The 21,761-nt window shown below is 59.1% G+C and carries 18 protein-coding genes; 5 read left to right on the top strand and 13 right to left on the bottom strand.

What is annotated here, in order from left to right; all coding sequences use genetic code 11:
* Positions 1-16: 16 nt before the first annotated feature.
* The gene (locus tag POS15_RS05180; RefSeq protein ID WP_284129143.1) at positions 17-343 is read right to left on the bottom strand and encodes a helix-turn-helix transcriptional regulator; all 327 of its coding nucleotides are present in this window, start codon (positions 341-343) and stop codon (positions 17-19) included.
* 182 nt (positions 344-525) lie between these two features.
* The gene (locus tag POS15_RS05175; protein ID WP_070474567.1) at positions 526-942 is read right to left on the bottom strand and encodes a hypothetical protein; all 417 of its coding nucleotides are present in this window, start codon (positions 940-942) and stop codon (positions 526-528) included.
* Between the two features lie 178 nt (positions 943-1,120).
* Here POS15_RS05175 and POS15_RS05170 point away from each other — a divergent pair, with 178 nt between their 5' ends.
* The gene (locus tag POS15_RS05170; RefSeq protein ID WP_284129142.1) at positions 1,121-1,483 is read left to right on the top strand and encodes a hypothetical protein; all 363 of its coding nucleotides are present in this window, start codon (positions 1,121-1,123) and stop codon (positions 1,481-1,483) included.
* A gap of 5 nt (positions 1,484-1,488) precedes the next feature.
* Here the strand turns inward: POS15_RS05170 and POS15_RS05165 are convergent, their stop codons facing one another.
* Together POS15_RS05165 and POS15_RS05160 are read right to left on the bottom strand one after the other, a co-directional pair.
* Entirely contained in the window at positions 1,489-2,172 is a 684-nt protein-coding gene (locus POS15_RS05165) for a thermonuclease family protein (RefSeq protein WP_046273409.1), read from the bottom strand.
* 139 nt (positions 2,173-2,311) lie between these two features.
* Entirely contained in the window at positions 2,312-3,556 is a 1,245-nt protein-coding gene (locus tag POS15_RS05160) for an MFS transporter (RefSeq protein WP_046273371.1), read from the bottom strand.
* 104 nt (positions 3,557-3,660) lie between these two features.
* On the opposite strand from POS15_RS05160, the gene POS15_RS05155 reads away from it, so the two are divergent.
* Positions 3,661-4,617: an AraC family transcriptional regulator gene (locus tag POS15_RS05155; protein ID WP_046273370.1), complete on the top strand. Its 957-nt coding sequence runs from the start codon at positions 3,661-3,663 to the stop codon at positions 4,615-4,617.
* Positions 4,618-4,882: 265 nt separating this feature from the next.
* Here the strand turns inward: POS15_RS05155 and POS15_RS05150 are convergent, their stop codons facing one another.
* Both POS15_RS05150 and POS15_RS05145 read right to left on the bottom strand, forming a co-directional pair.
* Positions 4,883-5,749, bottom strand: a complete 867-nt coding sequence (locus POS15_RS05150) for a hypothetical protein (RefSeq protein WP_284129141.1) — start codon at positions 5,747-5,749, stop codon at positions 4,883-4,885.
* Positions 5,750-6,200: 451 nt separating this feature from the next.
* Positions 6,201-6,548 (bottom strand): hypothetical protein, encoded by a 348-nt coding sequence (locus POS15_RS05145; RefSeq protein ID WP_152663745.1) that lies wholly within the window; start codon positions 6,546-6,548, stop codon positions 6,201-6,203.
* A gap of 422 nt (positions 6,549-6,970) precedes the next feature.
* Between POS15_RS05145 and POS15_RS05140 the strand changes: the two genes are divergently transcribed.
* Entirely contained in the window at positions 6,971-7,837 is an 867-nt protein-coding gene (locus POS15_RS05140; RefSeq protein ID WP_284129140.1) for an HNH endonuclease, read from the top strand.
* 309 nt (positions 7,838-8,146) lie between these two features.
* The gene (locus POS15_RS05135; protein ID WP_284129139.1) at positions 8,147-9,352 is read left to right on the top strand and encodes a tyrosine-type recombinase/integrase; all 1,206 of its coding nucleotides are present in this window, start codon (positions 8,147-8,149) and stop codon (positions 9,350-9,352) included.
* A gap of 1,119 nt (positions 9,353-10,471) precedes the next feature.
* Here the strand turns inward: POS15_RS05135 and POS15_RS05130 are convergent.
* The 7 genes from POS15_RS05130 to POS15_RS05100 all read right to left on the bottom strand — a co-directional run bounded on the left by POS15_RS05130 (position 10,472) and on the right by POS15_RS05100 (position 19,420).
* Positions 10,472-11,131, bottom strand: a complete 660-nt coding sequence (locus POS15_RS05130; protein ID WP_284129138.1) for a competence protein CoiA family protein — start codon at positions 11,129-11,131, stop codon at positions 10,472-10,474.
* A 43-nt stretch (positions 11,132-11,174) separates the two neighbouring features.
* The gene (locus POS15_RS05125; RefSeq protein ID WP_284129137.1) at positions 11,175-12,974 is read right to left on the bottom strand and encodes an ATP-dependent helicase; all 1,800 of its coding nucleotides are present in this window, start codon (positions 12,972-12,974) and stop codon (positions 11,175-11,177) included.
* A 2-nt stretch (positions 12,975-12,976) separates the two neighbouring features.
* A complete protein-coding gene (locus POS15_RS05120) occupies positions 12,977-15,115 on the bottom strand; it encodes an AAA family ATPase (protein WP_284129136.1) in 2,139 nt (712 codons plus the stop codon).
* A gap of 247 nt (positions 15,116-15,362) precedes the next feature.
* A complete protein-coding gene (locus POS15_RS05115; RefSeq protein WP_284129135.1) occupies positions 15,363-16,172 on the bottom strand; it encodes a hypothetical protein in 810 nt (269 codons plus the stop codon).
* Positions 16,173-16,360: 188 nt separating this feature from the next.
* On the bottom strand, positions 16,361-17,200 hold the full coding sequence (locus tag POS15_RS05110) for a hypothetical protein (protein ID WP_284129134.1): 840 nt from the start codon (positions 17,198-17,200) through the stop codon (positions 16,361-16,363).
* Positions 17,197-18,765 (bottom strand): AAA family ATPase, encoded by a 1,569-nt coding sequence (locus tag POS15_RS05105; protein ID WP_284129133.1) that lies wholly within the window; start codon positions 18,763-18,765, stop codon positions 17,197-17,199. The genes POS15_RS05110 and POS15_RS05105 overlap by 4 nt, the downstream gene beginning before the upstream one ends.
* A gap of 388 nt (positions 18,766-19,153) precedes the next feature.
* Entirely contained in the window at positions 19,154-19,420 is a 267-nt protein-coding gene (locus POS15_RS05100; RefSeq protein WP_284129132.1) for a hypothetical protein, read from the bottom strand.
* A 959-nt stretch (positions 19,421-20,379) separates the two neighbouring features.
* Between POS15_RS05100 and POS15_RS05095 the strand changes: the two genes are divergently transcribed.
* The gene (locus POS15_RS05095; RefSeq protein WP_049399710.1) at positions 20,380-21,279 is read left to right on the top strand and encodes a hypothetical protein; all 900 of its coding nucleotides are present in this window, start codon (positions 20,380-20,382) and stop codon (positions 21,277-21,279) included.
* The last annotated feature ends 482 nt before the right edge of the window (positions 21,280-21,761 follow it).

The raw sequence follows: 21,761 nt of genomic DNA, 5'->3' as shown, positions 1-21,761 counted from the left end.
GCGTGCGAACGAACGACTACGTTGCCTTGCGCCGGACATTGGCGAGGAGCGCCTCCTGCTCCTTGGCGGACATCCTGCTGAACTGGCGGATGAGCTCCGCGAGGTCATTCGTCTCCGCGTACAGATAGGCAACGGAAACCCCCAGCACAGACGCGATCCTCTGCGCTGTCTCGATATCGCAATTGTGCACGGCCCGTTCGTATCGGTTGATGCGAACGCCCGCCACGTCTTCCGGTAATCCCACAAGCACCCCCAACGCGCGTTGAGACAAGCCCTGATCTACCCGGCACGCCTTCAAGCGGCGGGCGAATACAGAGCGGATCGAGGTAGGTGTGCGGGTCATGCCAACAAGCATGACCCGGACCTACGCTGAACGTAAATTACGTTCAACGTACTCCGGGTGCAAGGCCAGAAACGTCATCGGCGCCACTGCTTTTCTATAGCGCCCCTCGGACATCGACCTTCCGGTCGACGATGGTCGACGTGTCGATACTTCCCGTGAGGAAGCCCTTCCCAGGACAAGGGTCAGATCCTGATGTTCATCTCCCCGGATGCTTCGTTCCGACCCATCGGTGAACGCGGTATGTGCAGGGACACAGGCGGATGGGACCCGCCGTCAACAGCCATCGTCGACATCTCTGGAGAAACCGTGCTGCTCTGTTGAAAGCCTTCCTGCACCGCTGCAAGCAATCGGCTGGCACAGCGCACAGCGCTTCCCAGGGCCGGGTCCAGCCCGACGAGGTAGACGAAGCAGCCGTCGAACTTCGCCGACGCGGTTTCCAGGCCCTCCGAGTACATCATCTCCCGCTTGAGCGCCTTGAACCAGCGCTTCGGTGGCTCGGCGGCCAGCTCGATCACGACGGCGGCTTCGCCGAAGCCCAGCGGCATCGCTTCGATCCTCAGCACCTGGGGGTTTGACGGGGTCTTTTGTCTGGCGGCCATTGCCCTTCTCCTCTGGAACAATGACGGAAAAGTATCCTCAGCAGGCGCCAAGAGCGCGTCAAAATTTGCTGACCGCCGCCAATATCCTGATGCCGTCACTGGTACGACGCAATGCGTCGCCAATGTGGGGCACACCCTCAACGCGTGGCATCCTGCCTGTTCGCGCAGGAGCACAACGATGCGGACGACGGGAAATCTTCTTGCAGCAGCGGCTGTCACGCTGAAGATCGGCGTGGTGTTCTGGGTGCTGGTGGCCTGGCGGACACCCGGCGGCGAGCCTTGGGATGCGCCGGCGTTCTGGACCGTCGTCTATCCCATCGCACTGGCTATTGCCGCGGTTCTAGGCGCCTGCTTCCCCCGCAAGGCGTGGCTGTGGGGACTGTTGCTCATGGCGCTGCAGGTGCCGGTGGTGGCCGTGGTCTCGGGCGTTGGCCCGTTGTTGCTGGCCGGACTGGTGTATGCGCTGGTGCTGGCGTTGCCTGCGATGGCCATCGCGGCAGCGGCGGGCGCGCTGCGTCGCCGCCTGCATGGGAGGGTTTGAGACGCTCAGCGCTTGGCCGGCTGCCACCCTGCCCGCACTGCGTCGGCAGGGCTGCAGAACATGCGCTCGCCGCGGCTCGTGTCGATACTCGTGCGCGCGTAGTCCCACTGGCCCGGCACGTGGTAGATCTTCTTGCCTTGGCGGGAGATGTTGCCCTTGATTTGGCATCCGCCCGGCGCCGGCTGCGTGGCCGCCGGGGCGTGTCGCGCGGCCTGGTCACGCTTGCTGCGACGATAGTCGGCTGGCATCTGGAACGGCCCCTGCCAGAGGTTCCGCTGGTGCTGGCGCGCGTCGGCTTCGTCTGCAATGAATGCCGTAGCGTACTGGCGGTACGCCACCGCCCAACCGGAGCGCACCATCCACCGATTGACCGACGCCCCCTGGACAAAGCACTCCGCCACCACCCTGCCGTAGCGGTCCGTGTCCTTGGGCTGGCAACGAACGGTTTTTTCCAGCAGATAGCCGTCCAGCGCGGCGGCTGACCGACGCCCGCAGGGCCAAGTGCGCCCATCTTTACCGGTGCATTGCTGCGCGCTTTCCGGCGCATCGATGCCCCACAGGCGGATGCGCTGCTTGGCCACGGTGAGGGTGTCCCCGTCCGTGACCGTCGCGCGGCCAACCAGCTCTGCTGCCACACCAGAAAACGACGCAGAAACCAAAAACAACACCGCCAGACCTTTCACCACCATCAACAACAACGTCCTTCAAGTGCACGCTCGGGAGCGAGCGCCAGTTAAAACAGGGCCGAGCACTTTAGCGGAAGCGGAGACAGGACGCCGACTACATCGACAGTCCTTCACTCCCGACGTGCATTCCTGGTGTGGTCGCCTAGATATGAAACGCCGGACCTGCCGACAACGCCGCCGAGCTCACCCTGACCCGGAGCGCGATGAGCAGGCTGGCGAGGAGCATCACCGCTGCGGCAACGGTAAGGACTGCAACGATGCCGCCCAGCCCGAACACCACGCCACCCAACGCGGCGCCCGCTGCGATGGACGACTGCACCGCAGCGACCACCATCCCGCCGGCACTCTCGGCCTGGTCAGGCACCGCACGCGCGACCCAGCTCGACCACGCAACCGGCACGCCGCCGAAGGCCAGACCCCACAGTGCTACCAGGATCGACAGCCCGCCGACGCCCACCGGCAACAGGAGCATGCCCAGCGCGGCTACGCCAACCAAGGCAGGCATGAGCACCAGCGTGACTTTCAGACTGCGCTCCATGAGCCAACCGGCCAGGAGAGTGCCAACGAAATTCGCCACACCGAATCCAAGCAGGATCAGCGCCAGGCCATCGGCGCTCATCTGCCCCAGGCTCTCCAACGTGGGGCGGATGTAAGTAAAGAGCGAGTACTGACCGGTGTGCGCCAGGACGCAGCCCAGCATGCCGACCGCAACGCCCGGGCGGCGCAGCAGCGCCACCACCGACTCGGGGACAGCCGCCTGACGCGGGGCCATCCGGGGCAGCGTGAACCACTGGAACGCAAACGTGAGTCCACCCACCGCCGTCGCCGCCCAGAAGGCGCTGCGCCAACCCAGCAGCCCGCCGAGGTAGCTCCCCAACGGAACCGACACCACCGTGCCGACCGCAATCCCGCTGAAGATGATCGAGAGCGCGCGAGGCACGCGCTGGGGCGGCACCAACCGCATGGCCACGGCCGCTGCCATGCTCCAGAAACCGCCCAGCGCGATGCCCAGAAGGACGCGCATCACCAGCAGAACGCCCATGCTGGACGACAACGCCACCAAGGCGTTGGAGAGAATCATCAGGGCCGTGAAACTCAACAGCACCAGGCGCCTGTCCATCAAACGGGTCAGCCGCGGCACCAACAGCCCAGCGAACAAGGCCACAACCGCAGTGACCGTCACCGCTTGCCCGGCCAGCGCCTCCGACACCCCCAGGTCCCCCGCCATCGGCGTCAGCAGGCTGGCAGGCAGATATTCCGCGGTGAGCAGCCCGAAGACCCCCATGGCCAGCGAAAACACCGCCACCCACGCCGATGAAGAAGGCTCCCCGCTCCCCCTGTCCACAGAATCAGGCGTGTTCGCGGCATCAACTACGTTATTGCTCATCACAGATCCCAGTGCATTCGTGCAGCCGAGAGTCTAGGGAGCCCAGCCAGGATGATCTATGATTGTCCGACCTGTATTTTTGATCGAAACCCCGGACCGTCTCCATGAGCCACACGCCACTCCAGCCCACCGACCTGATCAGCGAACTGCTGACCGGCATGCGGCTGCATGGCGTTCAATACCGGCGCATTCAGACCGGGCCGACCTTCGGGCTTGGATTTCCCCGGAAGCCAGGCCATGCCTACTTCCATTACCTGGCAGTGGGCACGGCGATTCTTCGTGGCGCAGACGGCAGCCAACGCCGTCTATCCGCCGGGGATGTCGTGCTTCTTCCCCGCGGAGACGAACACGCGTTGCTGTCGAGCGAGGACCATCCCGTCCAGTGCCTGGAAACGATCGACGCAGCCCCGTTAGGCGACGCAGTGAGCGGGATAGACACGTGCCCGAGCACACATGCCGTGCCCAGCGCCGTGCTCTTCCACGGCTGCATGGTGTTCGATCTGGGCGGCATGCAAGGGTTGAGCAAGGTGATGCCGGCGGTGATGTTGTGCGATGGCAACGCCACGCAGTTCCCTGGGCTGTTGCCGATGGTCGACGCGATGAAGCGCGAGGTGTGTTCCGGACGCATTGGCTATGCAGGCATACTCGCGCGGCTGGCGGATGCAGTGGCCGCCATGATTGTCCGTGACTGGGTCGAGCGTGGTTGCGACGGCGCCTCCGGCCTGGTCATGGCGATGCGCGACCCTCGTCTATCGCTGTCGTTGCTTGCGCTGCACAGAGACCCTGGGCGGGACTGGACTGTCGAAGCATTGGCTGCGGAATCGAACATCTCGCGTTCCGTGTTTGCAGACCGGTTCCAGACCGTAATTGGAACCGCGCCCCTGCGCTACGTGACTGAGCTGCGAATGCACTTGGCCAGCCAATGGCTGAGCCACCAGAACCTCTCCATCGAGGTGGTGGCAGAGCGTCTTGGGTACGCTTCGCAGGCGGCTTTCAGTCGGGCTTACAAGCGTGTTATGGGGTACTCGCCTGGTGCGACTCGGCGGGGGCGTGTCGCTTAAAGGGGGTGGACGGTGGACGTGCGGATGCTGGTCTCGAACTGGGCCGCGCTTGCTAAATGCCGCTGATGGCGGCTACCTATCAAGTTCACTCATAAGCGATCTCAGGTCGAAGACTTCAACAGAGACTTCCAACTCGAAGTTATTTGCATACTTGCGAACCATCGAGTCCACATCAATCGAGTCTTCAGACTCTTTTATTACAACTACGAGCGTGGGCGCACCATGCCCGCCAGACCAGAGGCGGGCATGAAAACACGAAAGCACGTCACAGCTTGCTGCTGTGATAACTCTTGCCGGTGACTATTTCTGCCGCCTGAGACCACCCGTTTCCGTCAGAGAAAGTCACCACGCCGTTATGTAGCTGCAAGCTGGTAAGGTCGTGCTCGCGCGTGATTTCCTGGTCCGAATTGCCGTCTAGTGAGACCTTCTCGCCAGGCTCGCGCGCCGTCGACCAGTAGTGCTTGTAGCTCCAACCATACGTATCCCCATATAGGTGGCTGCGGTATGCAATTACGTAGTCCTTGTAGCCTTCGCCGCCAAAGTCTTGGCCCACAATGGCATGCGAACTTTCGGCGAAGCTGCTGTTGTAACGACTCATGTCCTCAATGATGGCAGCGCTAGCTTCTTCGTCCGTCATGGCGATGGGCGGATTGTCGAGAAACGCTTGTTTGCGTTGCTCCTTACGCTCTGCCTCTGCCTTCGCGCGAAGGTGGTTGTTAATTGTGCCATTGACATTTGCACGCATGCGGTTGATGTCACTTTTGCTGGCAAGCACTTGGAAGTCCGAATCACCAGACTCCACTTGGCGCACCTCGTAGTCCATCTGCAGACTTACTTCCCTGTCTTCCGACACAGGAATGGTGACCTTGGCGTTGCAGACGAAGGCGCCTGTGCTCTTATTCTTTTCTAGAGTCACGATCTCGGTGACCGTTCCCGCGGCAAACGCCTGAAGTGACTCAGCCGTTGGCCCGACGCCGAAGGCGTTTTCCACCATGCTCTCCATCCCCGAGGTATCGCCGGCCAGCAAGCTCAGCAGTGTCTCATGGACATCACCTGAGTTGCAGTCATGGCTGCCGCAACCAGTAAGCCCGATGGCGAACACAGCGACTAGCGCAAATCTTCCTTTTGACATATCCCGCTCCTGATGTTTCCGATGTCTGTTGTGTGCCGCCTTACTGACGAGGGGCAGTCGCCATAGCGCGGCTAAGCTCGTTAACGGCGGAGGAGGATTTAACTTTAGCTACTTCTAGGCCGGCCCGGAGCCATTCTTCGATTCGCCGCACACCGATCGAGACTCGTTGACCTGCCGCGCCCACGCCGCTCGAATCAGTTTGACTGACCGTCCCAAACGCATGCCCATGTCAACGCTTGGCAAACGCCAACGGAAGCAGAAGTAAGCGCTCACCTGCCCCGTTTGATAGGACTTTGCCAATGACACCTGATATCTATTCGGGCCCGGACTTGCTAGCCGAGACCGCGTTTCTTTCCTCTGGACTGCCGCTAAAAAAGGAGCAGATCCGCGAACTGATCGCAGCCGTCCATGGCTATCGCTCCCTTGCAGCGATGCAGGCCGAGGAACCCTTTCACGGACCGATCAAGCCCGCCACACCTTGGTGTTGATCGACAAGCGCTCGGCTTTGTTGAGAAGCGCATACCTGCTTCCTGACCATGATGCCGATCGCATCGTTGGGACCCTCATTGAGGTGCTTCAGCGCCACGCCACCCCCGAGTATTTTTACTTGCGGCACAAGGCTGACATGCCAGATGCACTCGTCGCGTCGGGAAGGATCTGCGCTTTGGCTGACCCTGCCATGGCTGGAGTAGTTCATCACTTGGAGGAACGGATCGGTGCCTCCATCGAGCAGTGGCGGCCAAGTGGCATGGGCAGTGGCTGTCCCGGCGAGGAGATCCTGCGGAAGATGCAGGGCCAACAGAGGGCCGGTCCGCATTCTTGAGAGCCAGGTGGATGATGACGTGGCCGGATTACCCGTGCGGCTTTCTGGCACGTATGCCCCATGAGAGTGGAGTGATCGATGTCCACCTTGTGTTCAAGCAGCGAACCATGCACGTGTTTGACCGCGTCACCGCTGGATCATAGTTCACGCTTGGTCGCAGTCACTGGATGGATATGGATGCCCACACTCCGGGGCTGGTCGGGCAGTGACTTCCAACGATGCAATAGCTTTTTAAGCGTGGACCCAGAACCACGGCCATAAGTGCTTTCGGAAAGTTGCTGCACCTTCTCGCGAGAGACTTCAGTCTTTCGCAGCCGAGCCGCTAACGCATTAGACAATGTCGGCGATGACCGCCTTCTCACTGAAGCTGTACGAATTGCATAGGGACGCGAAAAGCGATGGGAATCAAGGAAGAGTTCAAGAAGCATGGCGCGAAGCTGGACAACATGCGCTGGTCTGTCTCAGCAATTGCGACGAAGCCTCGGCAGGCCGTGATTACCGTCTGGGAAGACCGCTTTCCCAAGAAGGGGAACAAACGGACTTACCGCATTGACACCTCTGGGTGGACGAATCGCGCCGGACGCACTGGGACCCTCACCCATCTCGCAACTGCTTCCGAGAAGGGGCTTCCTGTCCGTATGGTGATGGTGCGGTGGGCGGACAAGCAAAAAAAGCGCAAGGTCTTCGAGGCCCGCACTGAGTGGACCGGCTACGTTCAAGAAGTGAACGAGAGCATCTTCTCCGTCGTCTTTGAGAAAACTGACGCAGAGTCCGGCGAGCCCACAATAGAGGAACGGCTTGTCTTAGCAGCCGAGGCAGGCGCTGAGTTCCTCACGCCTCCAATCGACTCGAGCGAAGATGCCCGCCAGTGGGCCCTGACCACCATCGCAATGCGCCGCGGCCAAGCTGGGTTCCGAACGAAGTTGCTCAAGGCCTATGGCGGTAGGTGCGCGATCACAGGCTGCGACGTTACGGCAACATTGGAAGCAGCGCACATCCTGCCATTCCGTGGCGACCATACGTATACCGTCAACAACGGCTTGTTGCTCCGTGCTGACATACACACCCTTTTCGATCTTGGCTTGATCTGGATTGACGCCGATATCAAGACGCAGGTCGCGACCTCGCTGATCGGCACCAGCTACGCGGATCTTCGTGGTCGAGGGCTCTCAGCGCCTGTCAAGAAGTCCAATGCCCCTCGTCAGCAGTATTTGGCAGAACATGCAGAAGCTGCGCAGGCAAAACATCCCCGTAAGTCTCTGTAGGGCATCACGCCATCCGGCGACAGCCGCATAGGGGATGCGCATGCGAGCGTTTCCTCGACATGCTTCCTGCCTTCCCGTAAACCCAAATCAGGATTTCAATTTCAAATCAATGATTTAAGGGTCATTGGCGGAGAGAGTGTCGTCCATGTATCGGTCCATAGCAGTCCGGGAAAGACTTCGATCCCGTCATTTATCCCGCTTCGTCAACACCTTACGCCCGCATGGCATCCAGTACCATCCACGCACGTGCGCGCGCGGCGGCGTACAAATGGCATACTGAATGGCATACTGAAACCACCCAAGGGCCTCATGGCACTCCTCACAGATCTCAAAGCCAGAGGCATCGCCCCCGGTAGCCATCCGGTTCCCCACGGCGGCGTAACTGGCCTGACGCTGCTCCCCTCGAAGAAGCAAAAAGGCAGCGGCAAGTGGGTACTCCGCTACGTAAGCCCCGTTAGCGGCAAGCGACGCAATGCAGGGCTGGGCGCCTACCCCGAAGTCGGAATCGCCACGGCTGCAAAGATCGGCCGCGAGATGCGTGAGCAGATCGCAAATGGGCAAGACCCACTGACTGAGAAGGAGGCCCAGGAACAGAGACAGGCAGTCCCAACCTTCCAAGGGGCTGCGATCCAAGTACACGAAGAGCTGAGGCCCGGCTGGAAGAACGCCAAACATGCTCAGCAATGGATCAACACGTTGACTGAATACGCCTTCCCCAGGATCGGCGCTATCCAGATCGATCAGCTCACTCCGCGCCATGTGGCCGACGTACTAAGACCTATCTGGCTGGAGAAGGCGGAGACAGCCTCGAGGGTCAGACAGCGGATTCATGCTGTGATGGCATGGGGATGGGCCCATGGGTTCAACAACGCGAACCCCGTCGACGTAGTGGGCCATCTTCTTCCCGGACAGCCGAGCCTAAGCATCCGACGGGAGCACCAGCCCGCCATGCCATGGCAATCACTGCCAGCGTTTGCCGCCTCAGAGCTTGACAGCGCTGCGGATCTGGACGTCACAAGGCGAGCGATGCTCTTTCTTATCCTCACTGCCGCCCGTTCCGGGGAGGTCCGCGGGATGACCTGGGATGAGGTGGATCTCCAGGGCGCAGTCTGGACTATTCCGGCTGGCCGGATGAAGGCGAAACAAGCACATCGAGTACCCCTCTCGAGGCAAGCGCTGCTCCTGCTCCAACAGCAGTTCGGCCAGCACCATCAGCTGCCCTTCCCGTCTGTTCGCGCGAGAACCGTAATGTCTGATATGACCCTAACGGCACTCTTGCGGCGGCTAGAGGCTCCCAGCGACTCAAATAGTCGAGTGGCCACCGCACACGGCTTTCGCTCCAGTTTTCGGGACTGGTGTAGCGAGCACGGATATGCCAGAGATCTTGCAGAACGTGCACTGGCCCATACTGTTAAGAGCCAAGTGGAAGCGGCCTACCATCGCACCGACCTGCTGGAGCAGCGTCGACCAATGATGCAGGCATGGAGTGATTACGTACTACCTAACTATGGGTGAGGCAAGACCCCGGGGCCAACCTCGCCGGCATCTGTGTCTTACCGGGTCGTCGACCACAACCGCGACGGGCCTTACATGGCCGGCATCCCCGATCTTGGAGCAGCGCCGGCGACCGTTGCCATTCCGGAGAACGGAGGCAACTTTCGGTGAGGGACAGACAGCACTTGCCGCCCGACTGTGGACCCAAGACGGCAAACGCTGGAGATTTCGACGAAGCAACTTTCATCTAGATCAGGTGCTAGCAGTCTTCGATCAGAAGTGGGCGTCAGCCCCAAGTGCTAAAGCCAATGCACAAGGCTGGAGCTGTCCAGGTGCCATCTGCATGCGACTACGATAGGGTACACACCCCACTCCATCATCAACAGGCCACCCAAACCCGCATGGTTAAAGGACTTGGCTGTGATCGACATGGGTCTATACCGTCGCTTTTACCGTCAGAAGCGCAGATCTTTTGCTAGCGCGGGAGATGGAGCGATTCGTGAGGAAGCGACGTCTTCGACATCATCATCAATCAGCCCTAAGGATACTGGATTCCCCTCTGGACGTCAGCTGGAGGCAGAGACAACCCTTTCACAGAGAACAGCCTACGGATGGCCCTCTGTTCGCTCTTCTTCCCAGAAGCGCTGCATTGCCTCCAATGCTCTTCGCTCGGCCTCTTGAACTCGTGTCAGATCGGCAGACTCAGGCACGGGCCGGAAGCTTGAGGAGACCTGCTCAACTTCTCTTCGAGCGGTCAGCCACGCTTGAAGCAACGGTTGCCACTGACGATCCCAGTGGGCGAACGGCCGAGAGTCCGGCGACGATACCTTGCGTAGCACGTGATGCGCGACTGCTCCCGCAGTCCGCTTCGGATCATCCCACTTGACCGGAACACTCCAACCAGCGTCGCGGACGCCACTGACGCTCCGGGAATCCGGACCGACCATCGCTACGGGTGCGCCGGCAACTGTGCCGAACCCGAACAGCTTGTGATCAATGCGGTCCCCTTCTTCAAATGGGCAGTTAGGCAGCGCCATCAATCTCTCCTATTGTGCAAATCTCGATGGGGTGCCGACTGTTCCGTAGCGCCGCCCCTCTCCACTCGCGACAAAGTCGCCACACAGTGGCCTCAATAGTTCTTCAAAGTGGCGAGGCTGGGCCACCTTGACCGCTGAAATCCGTCGAACCAGAGCCAGCGATGCGGACGAATGCTTCTTTGTCGACAATTAATGCAACCCCGCGTTTAGTCTTTGGGTTGTAGTGCGCTATACGCCAGAACCCGGCCTTGCCGAAATCGATAAAAACAGGCTTCTCGGTGTGCCAACGCTCGAAGAGCTTACTTCGACCGAACACCGCGAACTGAGCGAGCCCGTGCTCGTTAGGCTGGCTTCTCCAGTTGCTGAAATTTATCGGATCGAACTCATTCTTGCATCCGTCTATTACCCAGATCATCTTCGCGTAGTAGGCTTGACGCGCGAGAACTTCGTCAGGGTGGATGGTTGAGCGTTGGAATTCAATGACCAAACCAGCCGGCGTGCGTATGTCCGCGACATGGCGCTCGCCGGTTGAGCTTTGATGCGGGATTTCCTGCCATTCTTGCGGAAAGCGGTCCTTCCAGCTGCGGTGCCACTCTCCTTCCGACTCCCACCAAGGATCACAGTGCTCACGCGTTTTGTGCGCCCAGTGCCAGATCTTGTAGTTCCCGCACTTTGCCATTACAGGAGCACCGCAACTAGGACATTGGCCTTGCAGGCCTGGCGCAGGCGCGCGTCTCTGCCCTTCAAATAGTGCAAGCTTCATTCGATGGCCTAAATCTGAATATTAGGGGACACAGAATTTTCTCCTATGGAATATCGTCATAGCCAAAAATGCACTCAGCAAGCTTACGGGTGACTTGATATTCATCACCTGAATACTGACGAACACGATCCCGTTCCGAGATCAGGTGCAGATTTTTTCTAGCGCGCGATCCGATAACATACAGCAATTTCATCGCACTTTCTTGGCCATTCGGATCATTGAAATGCGGCACCATATCTTCCAACAAAGCATAGGCGATTACCGCATCGAACTCCGCACCCTTCACGCCGTGGATTGTGGAAATCGTAATCCCAGTTCGGTGCTGAAAAACCTTCCTGAACGTCCCAATGTCTCCTATGAATTCGCTGCCTTCACTCTTCAGCCGATCGACCCTTGCTTGCGAGCTTTCGAAGAACGCAACGTGATGTTCCTGAAGCAATGTGAAAAGGCGAAAGTCGATGCCCAGATTCACGAACAACAGCTCGAAGAATGCGCGAAGGTAGGCCAGCCCATCTGTTTCATCGATCTCGATCGCGTTGCACTCCCTCAGCAATGACTTCCGCGTGAGTTTCGACACACTCGCGCCAGCCGCCTCCAAGTCATTAAGAATCTCTCCGGCCCAGCGGAGTCTGCGCACATACATACCCGGCGATGCCTGCGTAAGTGCGATCTTCGAAAGCCTGTACCAAAAATTCTCAGGGTCTCTCGCGAAAGGAACCATGCCGGGACCATCGAATGAATACTCAGGCATGCTGGCGACTAGGCGTCGAGTCATGCTTGCCAAATGCGTCCATTGGGGCGCCAGCACGCATACCTCGTGGGGCGCAATGCCAATGGTCTCGATGTTGAACCGAATAAGCCGGATCAGTTCCGCCTCCAGGTCCGCCTTGCCTACTGTCTCGTTGAATGAAACGAGGCTTGGATACGCCTTGTCGTCGGATGCGGCTTCGATGGTAGTGGCGTGGACGTTGAAGTTTCCGAAGTAATCGATGATGCGCTCGGAGGAGCGGTAGTTCCTCGAAAGTTCGAGCTCTGCAAGGTCAATGCCCGCCATCGCCTTGAAATCCTCGAAGGCAATCGGGTATCCGCCGAGCGACTGGTAAATTGCCTGATTGGGATCTCCAACAATGAAGGCCTTAGTCGCACCTTGGCCGGACTTCAAGATGGCCGTGATGATCGAATATTGAATTCTCTTGGTATCCTGATATTCATCGACCAACACAAAAGAGAACAACTGCCCAAGGAGCTCGCTGATTGCAGGACGACTCGCAATCAGTTGGTACGCATAGTAGAGGATGAGTTCAAAGTCGATTTGCCGACTCTCACGCAACCGCTCAAAATACTGCCCAAGTATGGCGTGCAGCCCGGTATGCTTCCAATTTTGGGGGCAAGAAAGCACATAACCAGTTTCGGTGAAATAGAACTCGCAATCCCAGAATGTTATTTTTGGCTTCTGGTATGGCTTGCATAGCGCCTCCAAGATCTTCTCGCGCTCATGCTGATCAATCACGCGAAATCCGCGAGCCAACTCCTGGTGATAGATGCCGTAGGGCTTTAATATCCATTCAAGACAAAATGAATGGATCGTTCCTATCCATAGCCGGGATGTGTCCACCCCCAGACTCTCGATGCGCTCATGAATCTCGTCGGCGGCACGGTGCGTATATGTGATCGCGACAACAAACTGCTTGTTCGATTTCAGTCTGGACAGCTCATAAGCAATCTTGTAGGTCAGCGTGCGGGTCTTCCCACTGCCGGGACAAGCGATGAGAAAAACACTCCCGGGCTCCAGAATGGCGACCTCCTGCTCCGGATTCAGGTCGTCTTTGTCCCACATGAACATGATTAGAAGACCTCAAGGACGTCGTTGATGCGGTCGTCGGGGAATGTGGCAAGCATCTCGTTCCGGATGCCTACGAAGTCGATGTCTCCATTTCTGAAGGCCAGCAGCTTGGCCCTGAAATCTGCGAAGACTGCGGCCGCAGTGACGAAATCCTCTGCATCGATGTAGTTCACGCGGTAGCTCAGTACGTTGAACCAAACTTCCTTTGTGACTACGGGGTGCGCAAAAGCGATGGCGTCCAGGATGTACTTCGGGATGGCGGTCTGCGGATCGATCTTCTTTCCCAGCAAGATGGCAAACCATCCTTTCCCATAGTTGTCCGCCATGGTGAGAGCGCGTTGGCCGTATAGCGCGATGTCCGCGGCCTCAAGCTCTGCCTTGGCCTTCGCAATGGTTGGGCCATCCTTGTAGACATCAGGAAGGATGCCGACCACCTTGCGAGCATTGCCGGCAGCAACGAAGTCGACCTCAAAGGTGTGAGGGGCAAAGAAAGGAGAGACCCAGGGGTTTTCTTTGAAGGTGTCTTCCAGCAGCGTTTTCCTGGCGATCCCTTTTTCTTGGGATGTCTGGTACTTGCTCTTGCGCCTGAGCAGCCCTTCGGAGTCTCCCGCCGCCGGCGTTGTGTCAATGATCGACTTGTCGAGATCCGTCACGACGCTGCATCGCTTCCGGATTCGGTCATCGTGGAAGAGAACCGCGACGTTCTGAAAACCGGTGCTGCGGATATTGATTAGGCTGATGCCGAGTTCATCAAGGCTGATGCCCAGCACGTTTTTGACCAGGATCGGGACGAGAATTTCTTCGGCATCGCCCTCCACCAGAATGACGCTCTTGGCAAACAACAGATTGCTGCGGACAGCATCCAGATAGCGTTGGATGTTGCCGATCTCTTCTGGGTTAAGGCCCACGGCAGGTTGGTAGGCCTCACATCGGTCGCGCTCCCTGCCCAGAATGTTCACGTTCTGAACATTGCTGACCTCGGAGATATGCGTCGAATGGGTCGAATAGATGATCTGAGTGTCGTCGTACTTGAGCCTGTCGAACAGCGTCTTCTGGATGTGCGTGTGGATGTGGGCTTCCGGCTCCTCGATCAACAGGAAGTTGGCAATCGATTGCTTGGCCTTCTGATACTTGAATTCGAGCAGTTTCAGGGTGAGGAATATCAGGTTCGCTCCGCCCAGGCTCAGCTCGTGGATCGGCCCTTCGTGATCCTCTCCCGATTCGCCGACAAACAGCTTGAGCGACTGAAATAACTTGTCAGCTTCGTCCGGGAGGTCGGACTTGATGGAAAGGGACGCCGGAGAGTACGCCTCGCCAGCTGCGTCCTTGATGGTGTCTCGGATATCCGTCCGGACGACCTGCACGTCTGGCAACGCCTCAATGGAGTCATTCAACGCCTTTACTCCGTCGGTGATGGCCTTGAACGCCACGGGGTCGATATCGCCACTCTTGCCCTTTAGCAGCGAAAAGAGCGGATTGGTTCGGTTGTTGTGGAATTCCGAAACAACGTCTCGCAGAGCCTGGACGAAGGTGAAGGAAATCTCCTTGGAGACGGACAGCACGTTCGGAATTTTGGCGCCGATTGCGGGGAACTCGACTTCTTCGCAGAATCGGACATTCTCGAAGTCACCGACCACCTCTTTGTAGAAGGCTGCGTCGTTGAAGTCGGCCTCACTACGACCCGTGAAGAGGGTCTCATAGTCATCGAGAGTGACTGGATTCAGGATCGCATCGAGGCCAGCTTGGTCGCCATCGTCCAACTGAGAAAGTCGTAGCCTGATTTCCTTCTTGGGACGAAAAATGAGGTTGTAGGTGGCCTTGCCGTTGGCCTCTTCGTCGATGACGCCTGTCCCATGCCGGAACAAGGCCTGTACGGCCTCGTCTGCCGAGATTTCCTCGAACTCAAGACTGATGATGATCCAATGTCCCTGCCAGCGCCCGAGGCCGCGATGAAAATCTGTTTGCTCCAGTCTGTAGGCAGAGCGGATCATATTGTCATCGAGCAGCAGCCTGATCGCTCGAAACAGGTTGGTTTTACCGGACCCGTTCTCGCCGATGATGGTGTTGATGCCTTTTTGGAACAGCAACTTCGTATTGGCGAAGTTTCTGTAGTTGATCAGGCTGAGCTTGGAGATATGCATGGAAGGCCTTGTTTTCTTGTCGACGCAGACTCTGCTCTAGTGCCGAGTCGTCCCCTGGAACAGATACTATGTTACAAGGTGTTCGTTGGGAATCGGTCTTGTTCGGATCTTCGGCATTCCTCCAGGGGAAGGGCTGGGATGTCCGTCCCCGTTGCGCGTTGCTTGGCGCCCCCCAAAAAAAAGAAAGCCTCCGACCAGGCTGCGCCTGATCGGCCCTAAACGAAGTCACCGAAAGGCCCGTCGGTGACTACTTAGCTCCATCGCGTTCACGCTGACGGAGCCGCTTCACGTAAGGGCCATCGACCAAGTCTTCGGCGCCCAAGTCCAACACGCAACTCGCCAAGGAAGCGAGCGTGTTGTCGGTGACTTTGAAGTCGTTAGGCAGTTGGCCGTGGTTGCGCTCGCTGTTCTCGTCGATCGCTGCGAGCAGCGCCTTGATGAAATCGGCCCGGGACGGACGCGAGGCCACGGTGGCGGCCGCAGTCAAGGGGTCTGTGGCTTCCATGACCGCGTCCTCGGCATCGGAGGCCAGTTCTAGCAGGAAGTCGCTCAGCGACGGCCAATACTTCAGGTCGAACTGGCCATGAAGAGCATCGAGGCGTTCCTGGACGTACGACGTGAAAAGGTGGTTGCTCTTGGCCGCCGCCTCGATCACTTCGCACACGTGGTAGTGGGTGTCGGCGCTGAAGCCAGAGGTGTTGTGCAGATCGGAACGCTGCTGCAGCAGACCGGCGAGTTCTGCCGCCTTCTTCGCAATCTGCTGGTTGACGGTGCCGAGATCGCCGCGTGCGGCACGCGCCCGCGCGATCTTCTCCGGGCTCCAGAACGCGGCGGTGCTCAGGACAAGCCCTAGAAAGACCTGCTGCGCATGCGGATGCGCGTGGAGCTTGTCGTGCAGTTCATCGTAGGCCTCGGTCAGCTCAATGCCACGAGCAAGCAGCCGATCGGCTAAAGCGTTTTCGCTGGGCAGGATGCGGTGCTCGATGTTGTAGCGCCTCCCCCCGATGAGGATGTTTTCGCAGATCTGCTTGGGGTGATCGGATCGGAGTGCATTCATGGCCTGTCTTTGGTGGTGAAGATGCCTGGCAGCGTATTTGACCAAGCCCGGTCTGTCGGTACCTCAGTGACCGCCAACGAATCGGTGCCCAGGTACCTGCATGCCGATTCGGGTTGGGCGTCCCCGACCAGAAACGCCGCCGGTCGCGTGGTGGTGCCGCGCATCGAGCCGCCTGCGGGACGCCACACTCAACCGAATCCGCCGTTGCAAAACCACGCGCTCTCCGCGAAAGCCTCGAAAGTGATCGTCCGCCAGCCGTTAATGCGGACCGCGCTGGAACTCTGGCGACGCTCCTCCATCTCGACACGGATCATCGCGGCGCCACCAGCAGCGTGGATGATCTGGAGTTGATGGCGGATATTGAGTAGTTCATCGGCCGCTTCAGAGGCATAGAGCTTAGCCAGCCCCAGCGTACGGAAATGCAGACCAACCCGTGCGGTGAGGACTGCACCCCAGTGCGCCGGAGCATTGACGAAGAAGCGAAGCGCAGCCGGATCCTCCTCGACCACCTCGGCGTACAGCCAGCGATCGCCGGTAATATCGTCGAAGTAGGGATGCAGAGTCTCTTCGCTGGCGGTGGCAGGCAGGTTAGCCAGCTTGGCCTTGTTGCAGTCGCCGCAGGCCGGCACCAGATTGAGAGGCGCGACGGCGAGCGCCGGATAGTGCGCCTTGGGCAGATGATGATCGAGCGTTGACACCGTTCGGTGGCCGCAGAGCGGGCATTTTCCTTGAGGGGCCGACGTGAACAGCGTGTCATAGGCGTCCCGGCCGGGCGCGCCTTTCTTTGCCATCCTATTCGTGTAGACGGCTTCCATTTCCGCTCTAGTGACCAGATCGCCGACCATGGCTTCTCGCACGATCTGGTGAAGACGGTTGTGCGCTGCCGCATCAGCGAACTCTTCGGATGCTTCCACGATCTCATCCGTCACGTCCACCATGCGCTGCTTCAGATCTGGATCCCGGATGCGGCTGATGCAAGTTGCAAATAGGTCCTCGGCGTCGAGGATCGGACGATCAAGCTTGATCATTCGATGTCGCCCCCTCGCTGGCCGGGGTTGGCAATGAGCGCCCTGACAAGGGCACGTGCTTCTCCGCCTAGCTCGCTGTCGAATTTTTGCAGCACTGCGCGAAAATCGTCGTCTTCTGCAACCGCGGCTCTAAGCAATTGGTGGAATCCGGCATCCGTGACTTCAAGTCCGAAAACCTCCCGCGTGAGTACACCGACGTTTTCGCCGAATGTCTCGACTTCGGGCCGCTCCGCCTCTACGCTGCGGCCGCTGCGCTGTATCTTCCAGGCGCAACTCCGAGGAACCTCCTGAAGCACGACCGGCGAGTGAGTGGCGATGATGGCCACACCGTTGCGATTGACCAGAAGGTCCGACAGCGCGCGGACGAATGCCGACAGCAAGGGCGGATGAAGATGCGCCTCTGGTTCGTCCAGCAACACGAGTGTCCGTTCCTCTACAGTTTCAACAAGTTTCGTGATGGTCAGCAGCACGATCTTGTGACCTGAACTGAGTCCAGCAAAAAGCTTCTTCGCTTTGGCTTTGAGCTCGTCGTCCTCGAGCCCTTCTTCTGCCAAGCCTGCGACATCCGCAGTGCGAAAAATTGGATCTGCTTCAAGTTTCTCCAGTGCCCGGCGCCATCGCACAAGACGCGCGCCGTTACTGCAAAGCAGGACACTGCTACCGAACTCAGTGGACAAACGTTCCGGCGATTTCGGAGCGAGGGGTTTGCCGTCCTGGCTCGTACCCGATCGCTTGAGTCCGATATAGGCATACGGCATTCCTTCGGACTTGTCCCGCCGGTTGGGCAGCGGCTCAAATGGATCGAAAGCACTGAAGGTGACAGAAACGAGATTCGCGAACAGGTCTCCGTCATCGTCCTCGTCGTCTTCGCTCACCACGGTGAAAGATCCAACCTCCGCTGCATCAGCGCGCTTGTCGGCCAAAGACCGCGACATGTGGGTTAGTAAATGGGTCTTGCCCACACCGTTTCGACCGATCAGGACGTGGATGTTGGTCGGCGGCATGGATGCGGGCTCAACCACGAAGGACAATGTCACCGGCTCAGCCTTCGACCGTCCTGTTTTTCCGGCTGTGTAGGTGAACTCGTAGCGAGAGAGGCGCGCGCCACCTCCCGCGAGTCGTGAGTACTGTGTCTCGACCGTCTTTTTGGGGACCGATCTCAGCAATGAAATGCCCGTGACTTTTTCGCCAAGCGCCCGCCCGAAACGTTCTTGATCGATCGCTACGTCGCGCAGGCCGCGGAGAATTTGGTCTCGAAGCTCCGGCCCCAGCTCGTTAAGTTTTTCGTAGTAGCTGTCGTCCTGACCCAAGGAGAAGAACTCCTCGCCCAGTTCATCGAACTCATCGGGAATGAGCGGGCGACGCTGGCCATCGGTCATCTGAAATTGACCGATCTTGACACCACCCACTTGAAACTCGTCGCCACGCGCGTCATAGAAGATCAGCGAGTACAGCGTGCTGTAGGTGAACCAGTCGTCCCAGTTATCGGTCAGTAGGAACGCCCGGGATCGGGCTCCTTCGGGCACACGTCTGCCATTGGGTAGTACGGTGAAAAGCGCTGGCATGCGTCGTCCTTTTTATTCAGCAATGACATCCGCACAACGCGTCGGCGGGCGTTCCGTCTTGTTTCCGACAGGATAGCCGACTTCTGAAGGGGCGTCCCCGGGGCAGGCTGGGGCGCGCTGTCGTGCTGCGCATCGAACCGCCTGCGGCGTCTGGCCCCCTTGGGGCTTCCATCGTTCCCTCGCTCCGCTCGGCTGACGCCTTCGGCCCGGCTCATGAATCCGGGCCTGCGTGCTGCCCTTGCGTTGGGGGCGGCACCAAGTGCGGCCGTTGCCTTGTCCGCCATCTTCTCTGAGTCCGCACTTTGTCGGCGACCGTAGCGCAGCTTCTGCCCCTATGCCATCAAAGCGCGCCAGGCCGTGTCCTTGGCTGCGCGACTGGCCTGCGCACTCAAGGTTCAGCCTCGTCCTCCGACATGAAGTCTTGCAGCGTCGGCACCTTGTCGTCCTTGTTCAGAATCATCGTCCGTGACCATAGGACGGAGTGCTTGTAGACCGATCGACAGACCCTGTCGCCGTCCTGATCGAACCAATGCGTCGCTTCGGGCACCAGGTCGAGGGAGACGCGGTGGCGCGCGTAGGCGTTGTGAAAGAATTCGAGTTCAGCCGACCACGGCTCGCTGCCGCCCGGCCAGAGCCCGCGATAGTCATCGCTCATTACGTCCAGACAAAACGGAATACCCTCCAGCGCCCCCGGTGTCCGGAGGTAAGGTTCTCCGACCGGGTTGTCGATCTTCTCGAGGAAGGCATCGACATGGCGGTGAGGTTGGGCGAGCCGGGTAACAGCGCCTTCCTTGCGTCACGGTGCCTGGGGCATCAGCGAGTGGTGACCTGTGCTTCGCCGGCTTACCTGGCGGACTGCGGCTTGCTTGCATGCGTGTCCGATCTTGCTGCCCACGACTGCCTCACGTTCGCGAGCGCTGGCGGCGTGCTTCCTTGGACGCAGCCGGAAGGCTCGGCGGGTACTACAAGTTTGTTGATCGACGGTCGGCACACCATCAGCGACGGAGAGGCGCTACGTTCAGCCGTCCTCGATGGGGCGGGCATTGCGCAGCTGCCAACCTGGCTGGTAGCCGATGAGCTGAGGAGCGGTGCTCTTGTGGCCGTACTGGCTGCCCCGGGGTATACGAGGGACCCCGATACAGGCTATGTGGCCGTTGACACGCAATCTCGCGCCGAAAATCCGGGTGACCGTGGATGAGCTTCTGGACTGTTTGCTGCCGCTGGCCCCTTGAGATTCGAAGCCTCCAGATGTGAGACATCCATAGAGCGTTTGGTCTTCCATGAGCAACCTGCACGGCCAGGCCGCTGCGGCGGGAACATTCTGCTGTGCCGACTCGTTAAATCCAAGGCTGTAAGCAGACATCCGCCCCTACCCTCAATAACCTATCACTGATGCCCTGCCGCGCACTCGCGGGCCTCACGCCGCCTTGGCCGGAGCCCAACAGCTTCATGCCGTTGACTTCGCGAACCGCATTGCTAGAGTGAAAGAGTCGCCGCAAAATCAAACGCTGCGTTATGGAGAGCGGGTCGGTGAAGGCTTTCAGTGAACCTTCTTGCCCGCCTCTCTTCCGATGTCACGGGCATACTCTTTACATTTTGAAGGATCAACAAACCATGATCGAAATGCTCGATCATCTAAGCGCGGGGCTTCGCTTGACCGGCGACGGGCGCCACGCAGACGCTGCATCGGCGTTCAAGCAAGCAGCTGACGCCGGTTCAAAGTTGGGTGACGCCTTGGCCAGCTTGGTCGCAGGCCAGGCCGCGCGCAGTCCCTACGAGAAGACTGAGGCCTTTCAGGTCTTCATCAATGGGGGCGGCAATGTCGAACTTTACTCGGCAGTACATGCCGCGCTCGCCGAGCTGCATTTGTCGGTTGATGCGCGATCACTGCTGGACATCGGTGCCGGGGACGGGCGAGCGCTCCTGCCACCGTTGTCATCCAGCCGGAACTCTCTCGCTCGCTTGGGCGTCGTTGAGCCCACTTCGGAACTGCTGGAGGGCTTGAAAGCTGGACTTGGCAAGGTCGGCCTGAACGATGGCACCGAAGTCGAGCTGTGGCCAAAGACCCTTCAGAGCTTTCTTGAATGCCCGCACGTCGGCCCCAAGTGGGCGCTTGCTCAGGCCACCTTCTCCCTGCAATCCGTGGAGCCTGGCGAACGGACCAGGGCATTGAGGGAGCTCAGGTCCAGGATTGATAGGCTGGCAATCATTGAGTTTGATGTGCCAGATCTGGAGGCGGGCAGTGAAGAAGAGATTGCGTCAATCGCTGCTCGCTTTGAAAGCGGGCTGATAGGTTACGGCGAGCAGGCGAGTCTGGTCGCGGAGGGCTTCCTAGCACCGATGCTGCTCGGCAAGGTTCGCGATCCCAGTCAGCGTCACAACTGGGAACAGCCGGCTGATCTGTGGGTGCGGGAGTTGACGTCCGCCGGCTACGAGGTAGATGAAGTTCGGACGGTCGCGTTGTACAGCTGGTCACCCGCATTCTTGCTTGTTGCGCGCCCGCACCTCAGCTAGGCAACAAGCTCAATCCTGTCTGGCGGGGATAGGTCGATTGCCTCAAGGCAAAAGCTGTCTAACACAGTGATTTATCTCGATTACTCAAAGCGTCCCTTCCTAAGTCCGTCACCAGTGGCAGCATCCGGCCAGAAGCAGTCAGCGGGACTGCAGCGCTGCGTCACCGACTCGACCGAATACAGCTTCGGTTACACACACCTTTTCCTCGATGAGCCCGTGGTTTCGTTGGTGTCGGCGACAGGCAGCACGCCGCAAGGCAAATCTGATGTCGGCACGGACATCCTAGCGTTCTCAGCCGCCTACTACTTCTAAAGAACCGGATGGGTCCCCTCCCGCGTCCGTAGGCTGGCGGCGAAAGCCGCCAGCCGCCCTTTCGTTCGTCGCCGCGCCAAGCCGGCATCATCCCGCTATCAAGCTTCGTCAGCTTTCATAAGTGACTGCGTAGCCCTTCTTGATGCGATTGATACGCGCGAATCCCTTCT

It is taken from the genome of Stenotrophomonas sp. BIO128-Bstrain (assembly GCF_030128875.1).
Lineage (GTDB): Bacteria > Pseudomonadota > Gammaproteobacteria > Xanthomonadales > Xanthomonadaceae > Stenotrophomonas > Stenotrophomonas bentonitica_A.
Note: the sequence above shows the minus strand (reverse complement) of the source record. Positions and strands in the feature narration are given on the sequence as shown.

Bases quoted from the DNA above. Each gene is read 5' to 3' on its own strand.
- POS15_RS05170 (WP_284129142.1), top strand. From the start codon at position 1,121: ATGCGGACGACGGGAAATCTTCTTGCAGCAGCGGCTGTCACGCTGAAG.
- POS15_RS05105 (WP_284129133.1), bottom strand. From the start codon at position 18,765: ATGCCAGCGCTTTTCACCGTACTACCCAATGGCAGACGTGTGCCCGAA.
- POS15_RS05140 (WP_284129140.1), top strand. From the start codon at position 6,971: ATGGGAATCAAGGAAGAGTTCAAGAAGCATGGCGCGAAGCTGGACAAC.
- POS15_RS05115 (WP_284129135.1), bottom strand. From the start codon at position 16,172: ATGAATGCACTCCGATCCGATCACCCCAAGCAGATCTGCGAAAACATC.
- POS15_RS05150 (WP_284129141.1), bottom strand. From the start codon at position 5,749: ATGTCAAAAGGAAGATTTGCGCTAGTCGCTGTGTTCGCCATCGGGCTT.
- POS15_RS05120 (WP_284129136.1), bottom strand. From the start codon at position 15,115: ATGCATATCTCCAAGCTCAGCCTGATCAACTACAGAAACTTCGCCAAT.
- POS15_RS05135 (WP_284129139.1), top strand. From the start codon at position 8,147: ATGGCACTCCTCACAGATCTCAAAGCCAGAGGCATCGCCCCCGGTAGC.
- POS15_RS05155 (WP_046273370.1), top strand. From the start codon at position 3,661: ATGAGCCACACGCCACTCCAGCCCACCGACCTGATCAGCGAACTGCTG.
- POS15_RS05095 (WP_049399710.1), top strand. From the start codon at position 20,380: ATGATCGAAATGCTCGATCATCTAAGCGCGGGGCTTCGCTTGACCGGC.
- POS15_RS05180 (WP_284129143.1), bottom strand. From the start codon at position 343: ATGACCCGCACACCTACCTCGATCCGCTCTGTATTCGCCCGCCGCTTG.
- POS15_RS05125 (WP_284129137.1), bottom strand. From the start codon at position 12,974: ATGTTCATGTGGGACAAAGACGACCTGAATCCGGAGCAGGAGGTCGCC.
- POS15_RS05160 (WP_046273371.1), bottom strand. From the start codon at position 3,556: ATGAGCAATAACGTAGTTGATGCCGCGAACACGCCTGATTCTGTGGAC.
- POS15_RS05130 (WP_284129138.1), bottom strand. From the start codon at position 11,131: ATGAAGCTTGCACTATTTGAAGGGCAGAGACGCGCGCCTGCGCCAGGC.
- POS15_RS05110 (WP_284129134.1), bottom strand. From the start codon at position 17,200: ATGATCAAGCTTGATCGTCCGATCCTCGACGCCGAGGACCTATTTGCA.
- POS15_RS05165 (WP_046273409.1), bottom strand. From the start codon at position 2,172: ATGGTGGTGAAAGGTCTGGCGGTGTTGTTTTTGGTTTCTGCGTCGTTT.
- POS15_RS05100 (WP_284129132.1), bottom strand. From the start codon at position 19,420: ATGAGCGATGACTATCGCGGGCTCTGGCCGGGCGGCAGCGAGCCGTGG.
- POS15_RS05175 (WP_070474567.1), bottom strand. From the start codon at position 942: ATGGCCGCCAGACAAAAGACCCCGTCAAACCCCCAGGTGCTGAGGATC.